The 19,844-nt window shown below is 61.0% G+C and carries 5 protein-coding genes; all 5 read right to left on the bottom strand.

Translation table 11 applies throughout. From position 1 onward, the window contains the following. Positions 1 to 170 precede the first annotated feature (170 nt). Positions 171 to 8,987 (bottom strand): RHS repeat-associated core domain-containing protein, encoded by an 8,817-nt coding sequence (locus OKA05_RS18095; protein ID WP_264488588.1) that lies wholly within the window; start codon positions 8,985 to 8,987, stop codon positions 171 to 173. A 19-nt stretch (positions 8,988 to 9,006) separates the two neighbouring features. Continuing rightward, on the bottom strand, positions 9,007 to 12,687 hold the full coding sequence (locus tag OKA05_RS18090) for a LamG-like jellyroll fold domain-containing protein (protein WP_264488587.1): 3,681 nt from the start codon (positions 12,685 to 12,687) through the stop codon (positions 9,007 to 9,009). A gap of 958 nt (positions 12,688 to 13,645) precedes the next feature. After that, positions 13,646 to 14,107, bottom strand: a complete 462-nt coding sequence (locus tag OKA05_RS18085) for an HAD domain-containing protein (RefSeq protein ID WP_264488586.1) — start codon at positions 14,105 to 14,107, stop codon at positions 13,646 to 13,648. 14 nt (positions 14,108 to 14,121) lie between these two features. Further along, entirely contained in the window at positions 14,122 to 14,481 is a 360-nt protein-coding gene (locus OKA05_RS18080) for a hypothetical protein (RefSeq protein ID WP_264488585.1), read from the bottom strand. Positions 14,482 to 15,064: 583 nt separating this feature from the next. Next, positions 15,065 to 19,315 carry a hypothetical protein gene (locus tag OKA05_RS18075; protein ID WP_264488584.1) on the bottom strand — a complete coding sequence of 1,417 codons (4,251 nt, stop codon included), beginning with the start codon at positions 19,313 to 19,315 and terminating at the stop codon, positions 15,065 to 15,067. Between the last annotated feature and the right edge of the window lie 529 nt (positions 19,316 to 19,844).

Here is a 19,844-nt window from a genome sequence, read left to right as displayed (position 1 = left end):
GCGCCAGGGGGGATTTGCCCCCCTGCGGGCGCCCGTTACCGCCCGGACTGCCTAGCACCCCGCCATTGCATCAGCAAGGGGCAAGTCACACTCCCGGACCTGCTCCTTCAAGAGGGCCTCAGGGATGAAGATTCATCGCGATGGCCAGGTGCGACCCATGGCGTCAACACTCATTTCTCCCCTCCCCCTCCGGATGTGAAGGGGCTATTTTTCCAGAGGTGTTCATATTTCTCCAATGGTTGCTTTTCGGGCACGCCACGAGGCATAGCATCCCACTCCCTCTTCGAGGCAATCCTGTGCATCATGTCGGCGACCTGCTCCGCATGGGCGATATCGCGCTGAGCCTGCTGTTCTTCCAAGGTGGGAAAGAGATCGTCGCCACTCAACACCTCCGCTCCCAGCTTGCTCCACCCCACGATCGGCGCAGCGTCAAGGAGCGTGTTGCCAATCCCTCCGACGACTCCTCTCGCCTCAACTTCACCAGGAAGGAATAGCAATGGAACAAAAGGTATGAGGCGTTTCGCACCCTTGCTGCCCAACTTCTTCCCCACAGCTTTTCCCGCCGCCTTGATTGCCGCAATGGCCACCTTTGACTTCTTGGCGGCAAAGGATGCACCGATCATGAGGCCCTTTTCCGCTTTTGTCAGATGCTGGTGATACTGCCTATAGTTCAGACGACCGAGAACCGGGGCTGCATGACTGAGATGTTTGGCAAAACGCTCACTGCCTTCCAGCTTGGCAAGATGCGCCAGCGCCGATTCCCTTGTTTGACCGGCTGTATTGAAGAAATTGCGCCAGCTCGTATTGTAGTCACCTCCCTTGCCAAGGCCTGCATGAATCGCGTCGTGATGCTTGGTGCCGATGAAGGTTCCCCACTGGGCGTCATGAACCTTGATTCCCAATTGGAAGAACTGCCTCTCAAACTCTTGGGGAAGACGGTGGTGCCACACCGATGCCAAACCATCCGGATCGAACTTGCTCCAAGGATTCTGATTTACATAGGTGTAGACATTCGGCCCATCCACGAATCCGGCGGGATCCCTGGTGATGAAGACACCTGTGGCGAGATCGCGGTAGCGGCTTCCTTCGTTTAGCAGTCCAGTCGGATCCTCCTCCTTGGTGTTCGCACGTTGGCGGTCGGGATTCGCAGCGGGATTGCTCTGGACCTTGTGAGTTCCAAAGGCCTCATAGGCAGCCTGCCAATTGACCACGCCGCCGCCAGTCGTCTGGCTGACCACATCGCCACGGCTGTTGTAGGCCTTCGCCGCAAAGGAGGTACCGCGGACCGTGTAGAGCACGCCGCCGACACCGCCACCCCAGTCGCTGCCGCGAATGAGTTGGGCCCCGATCGTGCCTCCCACCCATTCCTGCACCGAGGTCGCGCCACTGAACGAGAGCACCGTGGCGTCTCCACCGGGAGACTCGTTCCGGATCACCCGCCTTGTCCGGTGATCGTAGGAGTAGAGGTAGGACTTGGGGGTCCCTTCATAAGTGACCGTCTGCACCAGCCTGTTGTCGCCGTCGAAGGTCAGGGACTGGAGCAAGGTAGCCCCCACGGTCCCGGTATAGACCCCGGTCCTGTTGCCATTGGCGTCGTAGGCGTAGGAGACATCGGGTTCCGAGCCATCCGGCATCGAGCCCGTGGAAATCAACTGGTTGGAATTGTAGCCGTTCGAGCCGTTGCCGTAGTGGTAGTAGTTCGGCACGCTCTCCGAGCCACCTTGCGATTCGCTCCCGTCTGAGTACACCGTCCTCGTTGAGAACGACTTCGCCATCATCGTGCGGTTGTTCCCCGCATCGTACTGGTATAAGGTCCAGTTCGAGTTCGTGGTGACGTCCTGGGAAGAGTTCACCGTGACCACGATCCTGGCCTCGCCGGTGAGGCGGGAGCAGCGGTCGTAGCTGTTCTGGACAGTACGATCGGGGACCTCCGGCATGGAGTAGTCCTCCACAATCTGAAGAACATTGCCCATGCCGTCATAAGAGCTGGGCCACGGGGCGACCGGCTGGGAGTAATCGAATCTAGACAGAATGGCGCCGCCCTTTTTCTCGGTGATGGTCAGCGCTCTCCCCTGGAAGTCATACGTCGTGTCGGTCCAGACCTGGTTCGGCAGTTCCTTCCGCGTGACCTTGCCCCCGCGGTCGTAGCGGTAGCGGGTCAGCATTGTGCCGTCGGCAAGTGTGTCCAGGCGGCTCAGCGCGTCATAGGTCGAGACGAGCGTCCGGCCCGTTCCTCCATAGATCGTTCGCGTCCGGTTGCCTGCCTTGTCGTACTCATACGCGTGAGTAACCGTGGCGGACTTCTCGCGGATCAGGCGATCCAGATTATCGTACTGCTGCCGCACATAGCGCAAGGCGCCGTTGGTCGGATCGTCCGGATAGCTCACGGTCAGTAGCTTCCCAAGCCGGTCGTAGCCGAGTTCACGATTGTCCGGATGAGTGCTGCCGTCGCTCCCCGAGGCGACGAAGTAATCAACGGTCCTCAGCAGGTGATGGCCGTCGTATCCGAAGACCGTTTTCCGGCCGGATGTGCCGAGCGGTCCATTGCCGATCGCATCATAGCGGATCCTCAGCCCGAGGGCATCGTAAACCCATGCCTCGTACTTGACCGCCAGCGTGCCTGGATCCCAGATGGTCATCCGCTTGCGCCCCTTCCCGTCGTAGCGGAACTGGGTGACCGCTCCCCGGCCATCCTTCACCTGGACCAGATTGCCGGAGTCGTCATAGCGGTTGGAAACCAGCATGATGGTGGACCCAGGCTGCTGATAGCTCGCGGGATTGAAGGTGCCCGAGCCGGGGTCCGGCGGATCCACATTCAAGGGATCGGTGATGGTATGGATAAGACGACCGAGGGCGTCGTAGGCATTGCGGGTGATGTTGCCGTTGCCATCCTTGGCACTCGTGACGAGGCCGCCAGCATCGTACGTCATGTCCGTCGTGATGTCGTGCTGGTTTGGCAGGGCGTAGACCATCGATGGAATTCCCGTGACCGGATTCACCCGGGTCCGGATGGCTCGATTCGCGCGGTCAAAGTACGTCCAGGCACCCTTCTTGCGTTCATCGCGGGTGAAGGTGACATTGCCAACCCCATCATAGCGCGTGCACTTGTAGGGATTCGAGTCCGGCACGGGGTCGTTGGGATCGCGGGCATCGATGACCGCGGGGAGGATCTCGCAGGTCTTGCGGTTCCGCGGATCATACTGGTATTCCCAGCGTTGCTCCAGGGCATTGGTCGTCGCCACCACGTTGCCGTTCTTGTCATACTCCGTGGTCGTCTTGGGAGACATCCCGCCGAGCCGGTCGATGGCTGGGTCCTCCACATCCGGCTCCGGCACGCCATTCTTCGGATCGCCCGAGATCGACAGCCAGACCTTCACGGGCCGGCCGGCGCTGTCGTAGTCCGTCTCGACCGGGCGCTCCAGCGCGTCCACCACCAGGTATTTCAAGCCGGTGCTGGTAAAGTAGGTCTCGGTGATCCTGCCTTGCTCGCCAGCCGTGGTCTTCCATGGGCTATCCGTCACCCGGACCAGCCGCTGCAGGCCGTCCATCTCGGCCGTGGTAATGCGGCCCTTGGAATCGGAAGTGGTGGTCACCCGCGCCTCTTTCTCGCTGCTGACCGAGCTGTAGCTCTGCTTCTTGAGGGAGAAGTCGTCAGGATTCGAACTGATGTCCGGCCCTTGGAACTGCTCGAGGACGAAGAGCAGACGGTGCGCGGCGTCGTAGTGAGCATACGACACCAGGTCGATGGTGGTACCGTCGCTGCCAAGAACGACATCACGGCTGATCGTCTTGAGCGGCCGGAAACCATCGGAATCAAACACGCTGCTTCCGCCGTAGGTGAAGCTGCCCGGTGCCACGTTCACAGCCGGTGCCGAGAGCAGCGGGGTGGGAACCAGCAGATCCCCGAGCGTGACCTTTCCGTTCGCCCCTGGCGTGGCATAGTACATGTCGGTGTGCGTTACCGAATCCGATGCCTGGGCGTCACCCGTCAAGGTGCCGACCGACGGGACCAAAGGAGCAACTCCGTTCGTTCCGCTCCTGGCCATGCCAGGAACTCCCGAAAACGTCGCGGTGGGACGCTGAAGTCCATCCACCGCGGTGACCGTCGCAATCCCACGGGGATCCACCGCCATCACCTGGCTACCGACGCCGTTGTAAACCATCGTGCTGACAAGATCGGCGGCGGCCCCGCTTCCCGTGATGTGGCTGGAGGCATACGAGGGCGCGATCGTCACGGGACTGCCCAAGGCGGACGTGGGTATCCCCTGCCCATCCATGTCCCGGATCTCGTGGATGACCCGCTGGAGCTGGTCACGCACCCAGATGGTGGCGTTTCCATTCTCGTCGATGGACACTGCCTTGTTGCCATTCTTGTCGTACCGCAGAATCGTCGAGCAAGACCTGAGGCCATCAACGGTCAAGGTCGCCGGGTAGTTCGCCTTCACCACATTTCCCATCACGTCATATTGGAACGACGTGACATTGCCCATCGGATCCTTCGTCGAGGTCTTGCGGTTTGAAATGTCGTAGGTGTAGGTCGTCGTGATCGCGAGTCCCTTGGGATCCAGCGTTTCCTTCCATACCCGGCCGAGGGCATCGGGCTGATAAACCGTCACGATGTCGTCCACCCAATCCCGCTCCTTCTGGAAGGCCCGGACCACCCGCTTGGTCATGAAGGCCTTGAACTGGGGATGCTCGTAGTGGAACGATTCACTGCTGAGCAACGCGCCGGTGTCATTCTGGCTGACCGTCACTCCGGTCCGTCGGCCCAGTCCATCGACCATGGTCTCGGTCCGGACGTTGTGGACGTCATCCGAGATCGTCAGGGTCCGGTAGTCCCCTTCGTAGACGTAGCTCTCGCGACGTCCCAGCGCATCCAGCTTCGAAGTCGGATCCGACCACGCGGTCATCAGGTTCGGCATGCCCTTCGGTTGGACCGGCAGGAAACTGACCGGCTGGGGGGCCTCATAGAACCATTCCGTGGTGGCGCCGTAGACATCGGTGGCGGTCTTCAGCGACAGTCCCGATCCGAGATCAAAGGTGAAGGACTCCTTGCCAAGGTAGCCCGTTTGCCCCGGTGCGGCCGCCCCGAAGGCGATCTCCATCCCGGTATAATACACCATCCACTCGATCCCGATGCTTCCCGAGTCGGCGGTGCCGCTGACGTCCCAATCGACAATCTCGGCCGCGACACCGGGGAAGGTGTAGTAGGTCTTGCCCAATGCGCCATCAGTCACCTGGGTCGCGATACTGGCCGTGACCACGGGCTTGCCGGCACCATCAAGGGTGATCTGGAAACTCCGGCCGACGCCGGTGAAGACCGTAGGGGTGGAGACGCCCGGCCGCTGGACTTGGGACAGCAGCCGTGGAAGTCCATAGACCCGTTGATTGGGGTTGAACGGACCGCCGCCGGCTTCGACTCCCTCGTTGAGTGAGTCGAGGTATGCGTTCACATAGTCCTTGGCATCTTCCGGGAGGCCGTCGATGTCAGTGCCAGGGATATAGAAGCCGCTCGCCTTGTCGGAATTGCGATAGAAGGTCGTGTAGATATTCGGCTCGTAGGTGAAGCCATGGGTTGCCCCCTGCTTGTCCGTCATGCTTGTCACGTTGGTATGGAAATGCCTGGTGAACGTCCGTTCGGCCGGCTTGGTCCGGTCTGGGATCTCCTCCTCCATCTCCGCGAACACCTGGTATCCGAAGGACTGGGTGGTGCCGTCGGGATAGGTGATCGACGTGAGCTTTTTCGACTGGTTATTGATCGTTCCCGCCGTTTCACCCGGGGCGCTTGCTCCCTTCGCGAGGGAAGCGCCGAGTTCCCGATACTCGATGTCCGCGTAGTGGAAGTCGACGGCGCGGTTCTCCCCGTCGCGGAGGAGTTCGACCCGGCGGCCGTCGGTGCTCCGGGTGATCTCGATCAGCTGGCCGGGACGGTCGGGGCTGGAGATCTTCAGCGGGATCAGTGAAACCTTGTTCACCAAGGTGATCGGAAGACCGTAATCGTAAAGAAGCCGGCTACCGTACCGGTCGACCACCTGCTCCAGGCGATAGTAGGTATGCTTCCTGCCGCTGTCGCCAGGATCGAGGCGATTCCCGGGATACATGTGCCAGGCCACGCACTTGCGGAAGGTCAGGGTGTTTCCGTACTTCTTCCGGAATACGAAAGTATTCGAATTGAGCGTGAGCGTGTTCTCGAAGCTCTTCTTGTCGCTCCTCGAGGATGGCCAGGGGAAGAAGCTTCCCTTTCCATCCGTGGTGAATCGCTGGGGAGACCCCTGTTCATCGATCACATTGATCGAAACCGGGTCGGTTCCGCTTCCGTTGACCTCCTCGACCACCTCGATGTAGCTGCACAGATTGGATCTCCAGCAAACGCCAAACGGATTCGTCAGCGACTCGTAGGGACGGATGCCCGATCTTTCATCCCAGGTGGTTTCAGTCAGCGAGGCATTTGCCTCGATCACGAGATCGGTGGCCGCCAGTGGCAGCGAGACAAACGACGTGTCGTGCCGCAGCGACAGGTCAAAGGCATCGACAAAGGTCTCTTCAGCCTTCGTGTCCGTTTCCTCGCTCGTTTCGGGCTTTTCATCGGCCAGAGGGCGTCCGCTGAGGTCGATCTTCCGGTAGCGCGGACCGGCGGCATCACTGCCCGACAGGGATACCGAGAGACTTGATGACGAGCTCTTCTCGATCGGGATAAGATAGGCTCTCTTCCGCCAGAACTCGGTATCCGCATTCTCGCCAGCGTTCGAGTGGGTTTCCAGGGATGGCGTTCCCCCCAATGGCGGAGGATGATTGAGCAATTGATCTGACGGAGCGCCGCCCCCCATCGGAGGATCATAGAGGACCCAGGACTCCGGACTGACGTCGACGCGCGCGGCATAGTCGAAGTCCGGGATGTTGTAGGTTGAATTCGGATCCGATCCGGGCACCGGCAGGGACCCTCGGTGAGAGAGGCTGATCATGTGCCACTGCTCCCGGGAAGGCAGCACCTCCATGTTCGGGAGTTGGTCCCAATTGAGGATGCTCTCGGGACCTCCCAGCGAGTGGTGGACAGGGTTCGAGTCGTTCACGATGCCAACGTCGCCGCCGAAGTCCAGGAGCCAGCGTTCGCTGCGGGAGCCTGATGGATCTCCCAGCCAGAGCTTGACCGTGGATGGCGTTTCCGGTGGCGGAGGCGAGCTTGAGAATGAGCCGAGCTGGCCAAGTCCGGCGATGCCGGCCATGGGCTCTCCTGCGAATCCTTGGAACCATGTGTTGGGATTGGCATGAACTCCCTGTCCCAGCAGGAGTCCGCTCGGCAGGGGATCCTTGGGCCGGTCGGCCGGGTCGCGGGGATTGGTGCCGTACAAGTGCTCCAGGTAGTTCGAGACGTCATCGTCATCGAGGTCGCCGAGTTGCGACGGTTCGGCCTCGTCCAAGGGGTTGAAGAGATTCTCTACTTCCCACCGGTCACCAAAGCCGTCGCTATCCGTGTCGAACCTGCTGGGAGATGGCTTCCGCAGTTGGCCGCCGATGAGATATCCGGCCAATTCGTCGACGGTCTTCAGGCCATCGAAATCCGGATCGTCGGAATAGTGGAATCGGGCCGTGTTACCCTCCTCCCGGTCATAAGCCCCATCGCCATCCGTATCCGGATTGATAAATCCGCTGCGATCCGCTGCCGTCAGAGAAGCACGGTTCCCGATGAAAATCCGGTCCAGATTGACCGACACGCCGGGATCGATCACCCATCCCGAACCAAGGTAATATTGATCGATCGATGGCGCGATGTTCACGCTTGAGAACGTGGAACCGAAGAATATATGCCGGTACTGACCAGCCGTGTCACTATTCGTAATCTGCGTCCCTGTCGCGACATCGGCATTGTCGGTCTTGTCGGCAAGTTTCCCATCAATCCAGCAAGAAGCTGCAGCATCGTTGTTGCCCGACAAGTCGACGACAACATCATGCCAATCTCCGACAGACTCAGGATACTTCCATTCCCGGACGACTACTGCCGATGTGGGATTGGAACCGTAACGCACCTGTAAGACCGGCACTCGCAACGCCGGATCCGGACTGGTCCGGCGGTACACCTGGATATCCAAAACTCCCATCCCGTTCCCACCGCTGCCCCAGATCCTGTTCGAAGCGATATAGGCCTTCGTCCCCGTGCTCAGGCTTCCCGTGACCTTGACACTGGCCGATAGGAACAACGCATTGAATGGAACGTAAAGGTCATGCTTCAGGTTCTCGGCGCCGGCCCCGGTGAGGAGGCCGTTACCCTTGGTGACACTCAGGAGCCCCTTGCTTCCCGCTGTCAGTCCCTGATAGTATTGATTGAGGGAATTTGCCGCCAAGCTCCCAGTCCCTTTGACCAGGCGGGTCGAAATCTGACCGACGCTGGCCACCGTAGGTGAGCTGGAAGCATTGATCACGTGCTGGACGGCACTCCTCGAGTTCGGCCTCTCGTGGTAAAACGTTCCGTTACCGTTCGATAGCAAGTAGTCATCGAGCACTGAGGCGTGCTTTTCCCCGCTCGCCACGGTCTCGTAGGTCGAGAAGTCGAAATAGCCTCCCTGTGGTTTGCCACCGGCAATACCCTGCCCGGCTCGGGCAGCGGTCGGAGCGTACCTGTCTCGGACTCCTTGCGGCAGGGCGTAGTAGTCGGCCCGATCCCTGAAGTGATTGACCAATGGCACCGGGTCCACCAGATCATTCAGACCGTCGCCGTCGGTATCCGCGTTCTTGAAGTTGCTCCGGTCCCCGGTGTTGTAAGTCCCGCTGTTGTCCAAGTCCTCCGCGGTGTTGGAGACCCCGTCGCGATCGAAGTCCTCCACCACCAACATCGCCGCGTTGGCAGAGGGAGGCTGGCCAGGGCTTCCGCCCGGCTGGTTCGGATCGGTAACCGTCGCCTCGACCTTGTGGGATTCGTCCGGGAGCGCGCAGACCAGCGCTCCGCAACATGATGCCGCAACAGCGATCGCAAGATGAATTTTCCGCTTCATGTGAAATTCCTGTTAGATTCTAGCGAGGGGCGATGAAATAGACCGTGACCCGTCCATCCGAGCCGGTGGTGAGGATCTTGCGGCTCGTCGAATCGGCTCCCTCCGGATCCTCGGACAGCCTGCCTGGCTTGACGTTTGCCGTGACCGCGAGTGCCTTGAGCGAGACGGGCGCACCCGCGACCCGGTCCCGTGCCGGATAAGGGTGGGTTTTCGAAGGCACCGTCACTTCGAAGACGATCTTCCGCGACACATCGCCACGGACGACTTCTTGGGGAGCGCCCTCGATCACGGTCACGGTCGGGATCTGCCCGTTGTAGAAATCGCCCGGCGGACTCCCCGCCATGAACTCGGCGAAATTGTTTACCCCGTCGAGGTCACTGTCATCCGAGCCAGTCTGGGAAAGATTCCCGAACCACTTGTTTTCCCAAAGATCGGGAAGACCGTCGCGGTCGCTGTCATTCGGGGCGAACAGGTCATTGAGGTAGGCGCTCTCGATGGCGCGCCGATAGATTCGAACTTCATCCATCGCCCCGAGCCAGCCCGATCCGGCAATGAAGCTCCCCGCGCCGTCATGGGCCCGTCCGAGGCAGAGGCTTGTGACATCAAGGGCGCCGAGAGCCGTCGTCACCGAGGCGTCGTCCAACGAGATCCCATCGAGGCGCGCCCGGTAGCCACCCGCATGGCGCACGACGACGACATGGTGCCAGTCGCCGGAAGCAGCATCGACCGGCCAGGCAAGCGGCCACTCGCCCGACCCGCCGGGCGCAGTGCTTTTCAGCAGGAGTTGCCCGCCCACCAATCTTTCCAAGGTGATCGTCCAGGTGGGCAGATTGCCCGCGCCGGTGGCGCTCAAAAGTGCCCGCGAGTAACCGGCGGAAATCGGCGCGGTGCTGGTGAACCAGAGACTGACCGTCGCGTCGGTCGTGCCATCCAGGACGGGCGTCAATGATCCATCGGGAATGCTCAGGTGGGCGTCGTCGGATGCAACAAAGGAAAGTGCCCCGGAGCGCATGCCCACCTCTGTCGACAAGTCAGGAGCACCACCGTTACCCGGCGCGGGCACGAGCAATGCATTCCGATAGAGGCCGGATGAGTCGATTGCGTTGACACCACTTCCATCATCAAGCTTCCAGTATCCGGCGAGGCCCAGTGCGATCGAGTCCGAGTAGCCGTCGCCATCCGAATCCCGCATCCTCGGGCTGAAGCCCTGTGCCCGTAGGTTCCATTCTTGGATATTCGTGAGTCCGTCGCCGTCCGGGTCGCCACCGGCACCGTTGATGGTGGTCAAGCCGTCGGGCGGGCCGTAGGCGAAGCCATGGTCGATCTCCCACCAGGTCTCCATCCCGTCCCCGTCCCAGTCGTCATCCCACGTCACGTCATCGTGCAGCGAAAAGTACTCCATCCTCCAGTACCCTGTCCTGGTGTAATAGAGATCATCCATCTTGATCTCGATCCAAGCGTTTGCTCCTACACGGAACGGTTCAAACCCTTTCCATGGCCCGAAGAGGAATGGAGCCCATTGGAGCTGATAGTAGGTGCCTTTCACACCAAACCAACGTGCCTGGGCCGTGGTGATCGAGAATTGCTCGTTGTAGTTGTTAGGCAAGGTGCCCGCATCGCACTCATCCAGGTTGTTCATCGAGTCCCCGTCCAGATTTCCGGCCGGTCCATACTGCGGAAGCTGCGTGCCAGGATCCATGATGGCTTGAGGCGTGAAGTAGGCCTCTTCGAAGCCGTCCTCCATGCCGTCGTCATCGGAGTCGTCGTCGTTGGGATCTGAGTTCAATTGCAGCTCCCGTGCATTGGTCAGGCCATCGCCGTCCTCATCCATGCTCGGGTCCCCGGTCAAGTCACCGATGGTGAATCTCACCGAGGGCGACATGGCGGTATTGCCCTCGTTGTCCGTGGCGATGCCATAGACCTGATGACTGCCGTAACCCAGTGAGTCGACGGAAACCGTCCACGGAGGCCCGCTGAGCGTGCCCGCGACGGCACCGTCCAGATAGGCGACGACATGATCGATATTGCCCACTCCGCCGGGGGCCGAATGGGCGGGAGCGAAATCCACCACCGCCTTGCCCGGAGAATTCGGAGCCGTGACTTCAACTTCCATCGCAAGCGAAGGCGCGCCCTCGCTGACGTTGTTATGAGTGTGGGCCATGGGGAGCGTCGTAGCGTTGGCCGTCTGCCCGTTGCCCAATTGCCCGTCGTCATTCCGACCCCACACGTAGATGGTGCCGTCCGCTGCCAGCGCCATGCTCCGTCCGGAGGTGCTCTCGCCACCCGCGGAGACCATGACAATGTTCTCAAGAACTCCGGTTCCAGCCGTGTTTTTCACCATCAGTGCATAGCCGCTGTGAGTGATGGTCCCGTCGCCCAACTGCCCGTACTGATTGTTGCCCCAAGCCCAAACGTGACCCTGCCGGTCCACCGCAAGGGTATGGGAAGGCCCCGCCGAAACCTGCACCACGCCGGTGAGGTCGGTGTTGCCGACTTTCTTGGCCTTCACCGGATAGAGGACATCACCGCTGGAAGTCGATCCATTGCCCAGGCGCCCGAACTCCCGTGAGCCACACGACCAGACCGTGCCTTCGAGATTCGAATCCCCGTCCTTCCAGCGCACCACGGAGGTGTGCGCCCCTCCGCCCGAGGCATCGATCGCGTCGGTCAAAACAGTGTTGGCCGCCAAAAGCATGGGATAGGCACGGGAGATCTGATTTGTGTCACCACGGCCCAACTGCCCGACATGATTCCGGCCCCACACCCACACCCGTCCGAGACCGCCCGCCGCTTCAACGGCATTCGGCTCGCGCGCCATGGCGTGTCCGTAGCCGGCATCAACCTGACGAATGCCGCTCAATGCGGGGTAGCCGGCAACATCCCCGTTCATGACGACCGCCGCATACTTGCGTGCATTCGAGCTGGTGACGCCGTTGCCCAGCCTTCCTGACGCCTGCGAGCCCCAAGCCACGGGAATGCCCGAAGATAGAAGGGCCACCGAGAAAATCTGTCCTACGTCAATTCCGACACAGCCCTCAAGATAATCTCCGGCGGTCGTGCTTTCCAGCACGCGGACCGGCAAGCCACTGTCCGCCGTGGCGTTGTTCCCCAACTGGCCGTCGCCATTTTCTCCGAATGCCCAGACGTTTCCCTGTTGATCCAACGCAACCGAATGGTCATATCCTGCAGCAATCCGGGACCCCATGTCGAAATAGACCGGAGTCTGGTTCAGAAGCACTTGCGCCGGCGAAACGACATCGGCACTCGCGGTGTTCGCGTTGCCCAACCTGCCGCTCCCCTGCTCGCCCCACGACCAAAGCCGTCCCGCGACGCTCATGGCCAGCCCATGCTGATAGCCGCACGAAATCGAGCCGGTAATCCGGAATGTCGACTCGGACACGTTGCTCGGATCCACCCCGACCCAGGCTTTCGCTTTCAGATTCGATGTCCTGCTGATCCGAATCGCACTGCCCGAAACGATGACCGGATCGAAACGCGTCGGCTCCGCGCCATTCAACGTGTAATGGACCTCCGACCCCGGAGTCGGCGCAGTGATCGCCACGTCGAGCCCCACCGAGAAGTCACCGGGCGAAGGACTGAAGACCGGGGCCTCGATCTCTCCCCACGAAACTGAAGAAACGCATTGTGCCGCAACGATCAATGCAATGCTTCCGGGCAATGTGAATGGGCGTCTCTTCATGGAACGGAGGTTTTTGGAGGCTCAGGCGCATCAATCCACTAACATGGACATGCGCAGAACGAGCGTGACTTGCTACCGAAGGAGTTCGCCTTGCCAAGAACTTTCCATCGCATCATCGGTTCAATTTCGTCGCATGACGAAATTGACGCACCGGCACCAGGGGGAATCTACCTAATACATGTTAGGCAATTGTCCGATGATCGTTCAATCGGGCCGCGCAGCCTTATCCCGAAACACCGACCAGCCTTCCTCTTCGCCGCCACGTGGCTCTCAAGGATGCGAAGCACGACAAGCGAAGAGTGCGTGCGGCATCGACATGGTTGATTGCCTCGCTTCCGTTGAATCGCTCGGGAAGATCCCACAGAGCATCTACCCCTGCGTCCGGGATTTCGGCTTCGATTTCGACGCTAGATTCCGGTAGCACGGATCGGGATGATTCGCCCAATCGGAGGGCTTCTCCTTGGTGATACCCACGAGCATGATCCCGGGCTTCAAGACCCCGGAGGGTGATCCGTTTGTTTCCGGTGACGGCGTCTCTCTCATACCGGACTTCTGATCACCGACGGTCTTGGGATCGATCCAAAAAAGGAGGCAGCAGAAATCACAATGCTTTACCTGCGCTCTGCCTGCTATCTTCCAAAGCTGAACCTCGGCTTCCCTCCGTGTCCCTTCCCGGTCGGCGGCCGGCGACCACGGAACGGATGCCGGAGCCAAAGTAGTTGGGTCCGCTTCTCGGCACCCATCGTTCGCGCTTCTCGAACGAGGGCATCGAAATCGGCATCGCTCCCGCGCCACAATAGGACCGCTTGGCGAGTGACGCCGGCTGCGGCCGCGGCCTCGGGGTAAGTCGCACCTTCTTCCGCGAGTTTCCGTAGAACGACGCGCCGGCGCCAGGGAAGGGCGGAAATGGCAGCGTCGAAGTCCATGGCCGGAGTATGCCGGGCCTCCGGAAAGAAATCTAGCAGAGGATGGCGATGAGCCGCTCGGCATGTCCGGTATCCATGCCGCGGGCCGGATCCGTGAAAACGCATCTCGTTGCGGAGAGGATAGGCTCGATGGCCAGTCGATCGTCGTCGATCACGGCCCATCGGCTGACACCAGGATGAGCAGCCAACCAAGCTTCGATCTCTCGGCCGCGTCGATGGATCCGGGGCACCGATGGATCTTCCCTGGTGTCGGGCGTGCCGTCGCGAGTAATGGCAATCGGAAGCCGATGCGCCAGCCATTCCGAATGAAGCCGGTTCACGTGCTCACCCAAGCGCCAGGTGGTGCTGAAGACGATCTGCAGGCGGGGCACTGCGGCGATCACGACCTTCAGCGCCTCGACGCACTGCGGCGTGAACTGAGGAGCGGTCGGCTCTCCTTCGGGAAAGGCGATGAGCACGCCATCGATATCGAGGAAGAGAACGGGTGGATGCATGGTCGGCCAGACGATTACATTGCCGCTATTCGAGCTGCAGTCTCCGCGCTCAGCAAGCCTTGCCCTGCCCATTCCCGCGCCAGAGCCTTCTGCCGCTGCCCGATGCCATCGCTTTTCCGCATGTTCAGCTTCGAGGGCATGAATTCGAGGTTGTAGAGCCTCTCGTCGAGTTCCGGGGCAACCGATCGGGGGATGATGTGATCCACGCTGGCGATATCCCCGGCATAGGGACCGCGGGTGATGGTCGGGGCGCGCCCAGTGCGGAGCTGGGCCATGCCGTCGTCTGTGAGGCATCCCAGCCGCTCCAAGATGGTCAGGTTGCGAAGCAATGCCTCCTTGTCCTCGCGGGCTCTGGCGGTGCCGGCGTATCCCATGCAAAATTGTGCCGCGTCGATCACCTAGCCTGCCTCCTTGCCATCCCTCCGCGCGATCTCAAGCCAGTAGGCAACCTTCCGCAATCTCGTGTTGGCCGCCCGATCGCCCTTCAGGGTGTCGAGCTTCGCCGGGTCGATCAGGTTGCCGACGATGATCGCAGCGCAGCAGCCAAAGCTTTCGTCGCAGTTGCCGGCGTCTCGTCAGCATCGGGGCGTCCGCCACAGACCACGCCCACTGCGCCATGACCCAGAAAAAAGGTAGCCCTGATTCCCAGAAGCGACCCACAAAACGTCTAGGCGGGGTGGCAAGCCTCCTTCGGCTCTACCGCAGATTCCGGGATGGCACCGTGACGCTGACTACGACCTGACGCCATGGTGGGAATCTGAAAGCCACGGCGGAGGGCAAAGGAAAGAGAGCCCGCTCTATCAAGATCTCGATCCTCAAACATCGCTCAACGACGAGATCATTCTCACCTACGGTCACGAGGTTCCTGATGCTCTGGAGATGCTGGCCTACCCTCCCTTGAGGAGGTCTACTGAGTATCGTCCGGGCAGTTCATCGAAGACAGCGCCCGGAAACGGATCAGGGGTGGATGAAACGGAACTTCCCCCAGAGATTGGGCGTTAGCATTGCTTCGGAGGGAACATCGCTGGTGATCGCGGTGGATTTGTTGCTCCAGTAGATGCGCTGGGTGGTTTGGAAGCCGTTGCCGCGGAGGATACCGAGGTCGCCGGCGAGGGTGGTGCCGGCTTTCAAGTGTTTCAGGCCCAGGATTTCCCTGGGGATGCTGAACTCGTAGCCGCCTTGTCCATCGGCGGAAAATTCGAGCTGAGCGGAGACGTCGTCTACGCGGTCGATGGAAATGCTGCGCCATGGCGAAGAGAACTTCTCCGGCTCCTTGGTTCCGGAGACAACAGGGCGGTATAGCAAGGCGAGAGGTTTGCCATCGGGTCTGAGCGTGACAAGGAGGCGGAGGTCACCTTTCACGGGATCCTTGCGGCTGGGATTGGCCTCAGGAGAGGAGGCTAACATGAGGTCCAGACAGCCGCCGTTTTTGAATGGCGCGCCCGGCGTCTCAGTGGAGTTTTTCAGCAGTTCCTTGTCGCCGGTGCGGAAGGCGGCGTGAAGTCGCTCCGGTCCAAGGAAGAGGGCGGCGGTGACATCGTAGGGCTTGGAGTCGCTGTTGAAATTGGCTTTGACCCCGCGCTTGTCGATGGAGGCCCAAGCGACGTTCTGCCAATCGGGTTTCCCTTCGGATATTTGAACGTCGAGGGTTTCACTGCCTTGTTCGGCGCGCCGGGCCGCCTCACGGGCGAGGAGCCAGGAGCTTGATTTTTCCAGATCCGGCGCGGTCACTTTCAGATCGAAAGGTGCGATCCGGCGGATGGTATCAAGGCCGTCGACACGGACGAGCGAAGTGCGTCCGCCATCGACGAGATAGATTTCCCCGTCGGAAGTGGTGGTGATGGAGGGCCAGAAATTCTCATCATGGAGCGATAGGTCGTTGAGCTTCGCGCCGCGTTCGGCGCTGGGCATGGACCAGGATTTCCCCGTGCGGACATCGTGGAAAAGCTCCGTGACGTAGAGGCCGTCGGCGGTGAAGACATACACGTTCCCCATGTTGCCATTCACCGCGAATAGCGGGCCGGCCTCACCGGACGCGGGACTGAAGAAGTGGCCTAACAAACGGGTAGTGCCGAGAATCATGCCCAGCTCGGAAGCCACGGGGCATTCGTGGGAGGCGTGGAGGCCGGGCCAGAGATTCGGGTAAGACCAGGTGACTTTGCCGTCCTTTCCACCGCCGATGGATTCCGGGGCGAAAGGCTCGGGGGAAACAGTCGAGACCGAGAGTCCGTCCGGCGTGGTGATGAGCTGGTCGCCGCCGGAGGAGCGGGGCGACTGGGCTCCGGTAAAGATTCTCTCCGCGGAATCCAGAGCGTAAGCAGGTGTCTTGGATGCGGTGATCCTTGTCGCCGAGAAACGGACCGCGGTATCATCGAGGCGCGAAAAGGTGATGCTCAGGTCCGGCTGGAAGATGACTCCGCCGACGTTCCCTTTCTGCAGGGCGACTTCATTAGGAGAGGGTTCTCCATCCCCGTTGAGGTCGTTCCAGATGAAGGCGGCGTGGGTTCGCTCATCATCGGCCTTGGTGCCTTCCGGCCAGAGCTTGGCGAATTCAGGAGTCAGCAGTGCAGCCCACTCGCGGGCCCGGCCGGCGGCGTTGCAAGGGCGGGCGATGCCGTTCTCCTCGATCCAGAGAGTGGCAACCGGGGCTCCATTGGTCGGGCTGGAGTTGTAGGAATTGGTAAAGAATCGCTGGCCGTCCTCGCCATGGAGTGGCTGCTCGGGGAATCCGTTGGTGTGGGATTCACCGCTGGTGGCATCTGGTCGGTAGAGCACGCGGGTCAGGCGGTCGGTGCCTTTTTCCCAATCGAGTGCGAACTCCATGCCGCGGTAGTAGAAGCGGTTCCTATCGACAGGATCGAGCGTGCCGCCGCCGCCGTATTCGGTGGGGCCGTAGAAGGCCTTCAGGAGGTTGCCGCCCTGGTTCCAGACGCTCACGCGCTTCGGTTGGTAATCGTTTTCCGTCACCCAGAGGTTGCCAATATTGTCGATGGCGAGGCCGGCGGGGTTGTTGAGATGGAGATCGTCGTAGAGACCGGCCGAGGGCGGGCCGGGCTTGCCGATGGCGGCGGCGAGTTTCCCTTCCGGGGAGAAGACTTTCACCTGATGGGACCGGCCGCGATCCGAGACGTAGAGATTTCCGTCCAAATCGAGGGCGAGGCCGTGGGGATCCTCGAGGTGGGAGACAAGGGTTTCGGTTTGGGAGAGAGCGGGGTGTTTCGGGAGGCTATCGACGGTGTAGCGAATCAGGGAATTTCCCGAGATTACGAGGAGTCTGTTAGAGGAATCGAAGGCGACGCCGCGCGGGTTTTCGCAAGGTACGCGTGAGAGGATCTTCCCTTCCCTGGCATCGACGAAGACGATCTCGTTTTGACGGACGAGGGAGGCGGCGATGATGCCATCGTGCGCGGCGATGCCCGCGAGGACGAAGCGGCGCTCACCGCCATCGAATCCTTTGAGAACAGGGACGCCTTCATGGCGGCTCTGGCCGTGTACGAACTTGTCCTCACCGAGCAGTTCCTTGATGACGGTGCGGTCTTTCTCTGGAGTTTTTGCGGTGATGCGCAACTCGCCTTCCCAGATGCTGGCGGCGTAGCAGATGTCGGTCGCGATGCCGTTTTTCCCGTAGTCGGTGGCCAGGGTTTGAGCGCCGGTCCAGTTGCCGCCGATCCAGCCCTGACCGCCGATTTTGGTGCCGTCAGGCGTGACCCATTGGAGACCATGACCGCCCTCGGCGACGTGTGCTCCCAGGTAGAGGCGCGGCTTACCATCCGGCGACTTTTCCGCAGGGACGAAGGTGGCGCTGGTAGGCGGGGTGTGGTTGGTCATCCAGCCCCCGGTGGTGTCGGCGGTGGTCCAGGGTGGCTTGCCGGCATTATAGACAGAGAATTCGTAGGTGAGATCGATGTCCTTTTTCCAGAGGCCACGGACACGGTAGTCGCCGGGTGCGACGAATTGCTGGGGGATGTGGTAGATCCCGTGGCGGGCGGTTTCGAGGTCGCGCCCGAGGTCGTCAGTGCCATCCCACCAGGCGGTGTTTTCCCCGGCGGGAAAAGGGGTGTCCGCAATGAGGTTGCGAACGCGTTGGCCGGAGGCATCCTCGATGACCAAGGTGACGCGGCCCGCCTCCGGCAGGGTGAACTTGACTGCGATGGGCGGGTGCAATGTCTTTTCCACCGCGGGAAGGGCGTCGGAAAGAGGCGCGCTTCCAAGGGCCTGGAGGGCGAGAATTTCTCCGACCCAGACGCCACGTCCACCTTTGATGGGATTGCGGAGATGATCGTGGTTTTCCTTGAGCGGTGCCGTGATGCGGAGGCGGATGGCACGGGTCTTTGTCCCGGTATGAGGGAACCACTCCGGGGCCAGCTCCCGGGGGTAACCGCTGCGGAGGTCGTTGCGGGTAGTAAGGGTCTTCCAATCGGAGTCCGCGGCTTCTCGCGGATGCCGGTTTTCCGGACCGGCGTAGATCTGGAGATCTGCCGCAGCGAAGCCCGTCCAGCAGGTGCCGATGGCGGCAAGCGGGATCTTCTCCGGCCAGGTGAGCTGGAGCCATTCGGGTTGCTCTTGGGAGATCACTTGGGCAGCCCCGTCCTCGCCGTTGCGCCAGGTCTCCCACATCTTGTCGTTGAGGCTGTTGTTAATGAGTGTCGCCTTTTCATCCATGGCGCTGGCTGAAGCGATGGCTTGTGGAGCAACGTTAGCAAAGCGTTCCGCAAGGACGAGCGCGCCGCCGAGCCGGCCCTCGTATTTGGGATCGCTCGAAGCGGCATTATGAGTGAAGCGGAGTGCTCGGGCGGTGGTGCCGGGGGGGAGAATCCAAGCGGCATATTCTTCGTAGCCAACCTCCGAGGCTGTGATCTCGTTTCCGGAAATGCGCTGGGCGGACAGCCATTGGGAATCGTCCGCCAGATTGCCGGGATAGGTCGCGTCCGGCTTCAGGACGCCAAGCGTGCCGCCGCCACGGACAAGGACGGTACCCGTCGGGACGGCAGTTTTCCACGCAAGCCGCAGGTGGCGGACGCCGGGAACCTTATTCTCCCCGAAGGAGATCCCGCCCCAATCGGCTGCGGTGGAAGCGGTCCAGAGAATCTTTTGCTGTCCGCCGGTTGAATCAATCGGGGCTTCCTTGCCATTGCTCCATTCGGCGAAGGCGGCGGCGTCGAGGTCTTCTTTAGCGATCGGGCTCGTGAGAATTTCGGCTCCGCTCATTCTCGCGGCGACTAGAAGCAAAAGCGAAACGGCCGGAAATCTCATCACCGAGGGATACTTCAGCAGGAGCAGAATTATTCAGGATTTCAAAAGCCAATACTCGCTGCCAGCTTCTCGACCTCCACCCTCATCGCATGATGGCGGTGGGGTGTCGTCATTGAGGACGCCCTGCCTTGGGTGAATTCGGACGCCATCGCTCCCACTTCGCGGAGGGATGGAGTTCCCCCAGATTGCCTCTCAGTAGATCCGCGGCAGGCCGGACGCCGCTATCCCGATGGATCACAGCGCCAAGGCCGTCTCGGAGAGAGAACGCGGGCTTGAGCAGCTCTTGCCATCGGTTCTCCTTGACCGGGCGATTTGCCAAAATCGCGGAGGCGGTAATCCGCCTCCGCGATCAAATGCAACAGGGCCGGTAACAGCCCTCAATGAGTCACCTGCTGGCCCGCAAGCGAAGTGCACCAGCGGCTACTCGCCAGCGGGGCTGAAAAGCAAAAGCGGGACGCTACTCTTCTCCACCGCGCGCGGTGTT

The sequence above is a fragment of the Luteolibacter arcticus genome (genome assembly GCF_025950235.1).
Classification (GTDB): domain Bacteria; phylum Verrucomicrobiota; class Verrucomicrobiia; order Verrucomicrobiales; family Akkermansiaceae; genus Haloferula; species Haloferula arctica.
This window is presented reverse-complemented; position numbering and strand designations above follow the sequence as displayed.

What these genes read in the sequence shown, in the direction of transcription:
- OKA05_RS18095 (WP_264488588.1), bottom strand. Translation starts at nt 8,987, where the DNA reads ATGAAGCGGAAAATTCATCTTGCGATCGCTGTTGCGGCATCATGTTGC.
- OKA05_RS18090 (WP_264488587.1), bottom strand. Translation starts at nt 12,687, where the DNA reads ATGAAGAGACGCCCATTCACATTGCCCGGAAGCATTGCATTGATCGTT.
- OKA05_RS18085 (WP_264488586.1), bottom strand. Translation starts at nt 14,107, where the DNA reads ATGCATCCACCCGTTCTCTTCCTCGATATCGATGGCGTGCTCATCGCC.
- OKA05_RS18080 (WP_264488585.1), bottom strand. Translation starts at nt 14,481, where the DNA reads ATGGGATACGCCGGCACCGCCAGAGCCCGCGAGGACAAGGAGGCATTG.
- OKA05_RS18075 (WP_264488584.1), bottom strand. Translation starts at nt 19,315, where the DNA reads ATGAGCGGAGCCGAAATTCTCACGAGCCCGATCGCTAAAGAAGACCTC.